Annotated in this window: 4 protein-coding genes; all 4 read left to right on the top strand. The window is 68.5% G+C overall.

Annotated elements, in window-relative coordinates; all coding sequences use genetic code 11:
• Positions 1 to 310: 310 nt before the first annotated feature.
• Positions 311 to 1,189 (top strand): MurR/RpiR family transcriptional regulator, encoded by an 879-nt coding sequence (locus ACM2XV_RS12765; protein ID WP_344778540.1) that lies wholly within the window; start codon positions 311 to 313, stop codon positions 1,187 to 1,189.
• Positions 1,186 to 2,001 carry a sugar isomerase domain-containing protein gene (locus ACM2XV_RS12760; RefSeq protein ID WP_344778538.1) on the top strand — a complete coding sequence of 272 codons (816 nt, stop codon included), beginning with the start codon at positions 1,186 to 1,188 and terminating at the stop codon, positions 1,999 to 2,001. Before ACM2XV_RS12765 ends, ACM2XV_RS12760 begins: the two co-directional genes overlap by 4 nt.
• Before the next feature lie 88 nt (positions 2,002 to 2,089).
• Entirely contained in the window at positions 2,090 to 3,502 is a 1,413-nt protein-coding gene (gene ngcE / locus ACM2XV_RS12755) for an N-acetylglucosamine/diacetylchitobiose ABC transporter substrate-binding protein (RefSeq protein ID WP_344778536.1), read from the top strand.
• 2 nt (positions 3,503 to 3,504) lie between these two features.
• On the top strand, positions 3,505 to 4,447 hold a 943-nt coding region (locus ACM2XV_RS12750; RefSeq protein WP_487027194.1), incomplete at its 3' end, for a carbohydrate ABC transporter permease.

The raw sequence follows: 4,447 nt of genomic DNA, 5'->3' as shown, positions 1-4,447 counted from the left end.
GGCCCGCCGAGATCGGATTCCCGCTCGCCGCGCGACCGTAGCCGAGGCATCCGCCCGTCTCATCGACCACGACGCAGCGCGTGCTGGTCCCGCCCGCGTCGACCGCGAGATGAAGTGTCATCGTGCGCCCATCTGCCGCGAGTCGCGGCGCAGTATCCGTTACTTACTCGTGACTTCCGATGATTGCCGCCGTAACAAGCCCGCGAATAGTTTTCATGGCAACACGTCAAAGGTGACATGGATTTTCAGTGACGGGATGTCAATGACGGAACTCGCGGCACCATCGAAGCACAGCACGGACGGATTCGGCGTGAGCAGCCGCATCCTGGCCGCGCTGCCCGAGATGTCCGCGGCGATGGCGAAGATCGGGGCGCTGCTGCTGGAGAACCCGGCCGCGCCGCTCGAGCTCTCGATCACCGAGCTCGCCGAGCGCGCGGGCACGTCGCCGGCCACCGTCACCCGCTTCTGCCGGCTGATCGGCTACGCCGGCTACCCGCCCCTGCGCGTCGGAGCGGCCGCCGACCTCGGCCGCTCGAGCGCCGCCACCTGGCAGGCCGACATTGGCCGCGCGTTCGACCCCGCCGACAGCGCAACCGAGGTGCTGACGGCGCTCGTCAGCTCGCACACCGCCGCTCTGCAGTCCACGGCGGCCCAGCTCGACCAGGCGGCCGCCGAGCAGGCGGCGGTCGCGATCGCGCGCAGCGAGCACGTCGACATCTACGGCATCGGCGGCAGCGCGGGACTCGCGACCGAGCTGCAGGCCCGGCTCTACCGCGTCGGCCTCAACGCGCACGTGTGGAGCGAAGTGCACGAGGGGCTGACGAGCGCCGCCATCCAAGGGCCGGGAACCGTCGCGATCGGGATCTCGAACACCGGTCGCACCGCCGAGACGATCGAGATGCTCGAGCTCGCACGCTCGACCGGCGCGCTCGCCGTCGCGATCACGGGCAGCCCCGATTCGCCGCTCGCGGCGATCGCCGACCACCACCTCACCGCCTACGCGCCCGATGCCTACCTGCAGCCCGACGACCTGTCGGCCAAGCACGCCCAGCTGCTCACGATCGATCTGCTCTACCTGCTCGTGGCCCAGCAGGACTTTAGCCGTACCACCGCGATGCTCGCGGCCTCAGCCGCCGCCGTCGCTCCGCACCGACGCACCCTGCGCACGAAAGGAACCACCAGGTCGTGACCGAGCCCACCACCGAATCCCCGACGAATGCCCGGGCGGATGCCCCGACCGACGCCGCCGCCGAGCTGGCGGCCGGCTTCCACCGGCAGGTCAGCGAGCGCATCGACGCGCTGGCCGCCTCGGCCGCGGCCGGCGCCCTCGACCCCGCGATCGCGCTGCTCGCGGCCTCGCTGCAGAACGGGGGCGTGCTGCAGGCATTCGGAACCGGCCACTCGCAGGCCTTCGCGATGGAGATCGCCGGCCGCGCCGGCGGCCTGATCCCGACGCACTCGCTCGCGCTGCGCGATCTCGTGCTGCGGGGGAAGCGCCCTCTCGAGGCGCTGCAGGGGGGAACGATCGAGCGCGACGACAGCGTCGTCGACGACCTCTGGTCGCTCTACGACTTCAGGCCGGCCGATGTCTTCCTGATCGCGTCGAACTCTGGGGTGAACGGCTCGATCGTCGGCCTCGCGCTCAAGGCGAAGGAGGAGGGGCACGCGGTGATCGCCGTTACGAGCCTGCAGCACACGAACGCCGTCACGCCGAAGCACCCGAGCGGCAAGCGCCTCTCCGAGGTGGCCGACGTCGTCATCGACAACCTCGCGCCCTACGGCGACACCACCCTCGAGCTGCCGGGTGGCCTCGGCGTCGGCGCGGTCTCGTCCATCACCGCCGCCTACATCGCGCAGCTGCTGACGATCGGCGCGGCCGCCCGTGTCCAGGCGGCGGGCGAGGTCCCCCCGCTCTTCATCTCCGCCAATATCCCCGAGGGCGACGAGCACAACCACGCCCTGCAGGAAAGGTACGGCGACCGAATCGGCCACCTCGCCTGACCACCGGGGCGCCCTTCCCGCGGGCGCCCGCCCACCCATCGATGACACCCACGCACACCCATCAACCAAGAGTGAAAGGCAGGCAATCATGTCTGAAGAACAAGGCCGCCTGAATCGCCGCACGTTCGTTCGCGGCGCCCTGGCCACCGCTGTGTTCCTGCCGCTGGCCGGAACCCTCGCCTCCTGCGCCGCGCCGAGCGGCGGCGGAGACACCGCGAAGTCCGGCAGCAAGTCGGCGAAGAATCCGTTCGGCCTCGCCGACACCGCGTCGATCGAAGCGGTCATCTTCAACGGCGGCTACGGCTACGACTACGTGCAGTTCGCCGCAGACCAGGTCAAGAAGAAGTTCTCGAAGACCACCATCAAGGTGAGCCCGTCGACGCAGATCGCCCAGCAGCTGCAGCCGCGCTTCGTCGGCGGCAACCCGCCGGACCTCATCGACAACTCGGGTGCGAACAACATCGGCTTCAACACGATCGCCGACCAGCTCTCGACGCTCGACGACGTCTTCGAGGCCGAGAACTACGAGGGCACCAAGATCGCCGACACCCTCTACCCCGCGGTCAAGGCGCCTGGCACCTTCTCGGGCAAGTTCGTCGCCCTGAACTACGTGATGACCGTCTACGGCATGTGGTACTCGGCCTCGCTGTATGAGGAGAACGGCTGGGAGCCGCCGAAGACCTGGGACGACGCGCTCGACCTCGGCGCGAAGGCCAAGGCCGCGGGCAAGTACCTCTTCGTCTGGGGCAAGGAGGCCGCGACCTACTACCTCACGATGGCGCTCGACTCGGCCATCAAGGAGGGCGGCGACCAGGTGCGCCTCGACCTCGAGAACCTGAAGCCGAAGGCGTGGTCGGCGCCCGAGATCCAGAGCGTGTTCAAGGCGCTCGAGACGGCGGTCAAGAGCGGCTACTTCGTTCCGGGCGGCGCGGGCACGCAGTTCACCGCTGCGCAGGCCAAGTGGAGCAACGACCAGCAGGCGATCCTCTACCCGTCGGGCGGCTGGATCGAGAACGAGATGAAGAAGGCCACCAAGGACGGCTTCAAGATGACCGGCGCCCCGACGCCGACCGTCTCGAGCAGCCCGAAGCTGCCCTATGAGGCGCTGCGCTCGGCGGCGGGCGAGCCGTTCATCGTTCCGAAGCAGGGCAAGAGCCCGGCCGGCGGCAAGGAGATCCTGCGCGCCATGCTCTCGAAGGAGGCGGCCACCAACTTCTCGAAGACCCGCCTCGCACCGACGATCGTCAAGGGCCTCGTGCCCGACGACGGCTTCGGCTCGACCGCCCTCGTCTCGCAGACGAAGATGCTGGATGCCGCAGGCGACAACGTCTTCAACTACCAGTTCCTCGACTACTACGGCATGAACCAGGACCAGCTGGTGGTCTGGAACTCGTTCCTGTCAGGGCAGACCGACACGGCGGGCCTGACCAAGGGCATGCAGGACATCAGCGACAAGGTCGCCGCCGACTCCTCCGTCCCCAAGCTGAAGGTGACGAACTGAGTATGACGAGCACGACGACGACGCCGGGCGGCGGGGCGACCGCCGCCGCCCGGCGTCGCCGGCCTCGGCCGAGCTGGAACCGGATCAGCTTCATGCTGGTCTTCCTCGTGCTGCCTCTGGCGATCTTCGTGATCTTCGTGGTCTCGCCGTTCGTCCAGGCGCTGTACTACTCGCTGACCGACTGGACCGGCTTCTCGCCCAACATGAACTTCGTCGGGCTCTCGAACTTCGTGAAGCTCTTCCACGACACGACCTTCCTCAAGGCGCTGCGCAACAACGCGCTCCTCGCGCTCGTCGTGCCGTTCGTGACGATCGTGGTGGCGCTCGTCATCGCCATCGTCGTCACGGTGGGCGGCCCCAGCCGGGGCACCATCCGCGGCATCCGCGGCGCAGGGTTCTACCGCGTCGTCTCGTTCTTCCCCTACTGCGTTCCCGCGATCGTGATCGGCCTCATCTGGGCGCAGGTCTACGACCCGGCGGCCGGCCTGCTGAACGGATTCCTGACCGGCATCGGCCTCTCGGGGTTCGAGAACTTCGCGTGGCTCGGCGTCGTCGCGACCGCCATGCCCGCCTCGATGTGGGTCATCATCTGGAGCTTCATCGGCTTCTACACCGTGCTCTTCGTCGCCGCGATCAAGGGCGTGCCGTCTGAGCTGCTCGAGGCGGCCCGCATCGACGGCGCCGGCCGTTTCCGCACGGCGATCTCGGTGACCGTGCCGATGATCCGCGACAACGTGCAGACCGCCTATATCTACCTCGGCATCGCCGCGCTCGACGCCTTCGTCTACATGCAGGCGATGAACCCGGGCGGCGGCCCCGACAACACCACTCTCACCATGAGCCAGGAGCTCTTCACCGTCGCCTTCCGCAAGGGGCAGTTCGGCTACGCCACCGCCATGGGCGTCGTGCTCGCGGCCGTGACGCTGCTGTTCGCGGCGCTCGTGT

The organism is Gryllotalpicola sp. CP2-P1, assembly GCF_057512245.1.
Note: the sequence above shows the minus strand (reverse complement) of the source record. Positions and strands in the feature narration are given on the sequence as shown.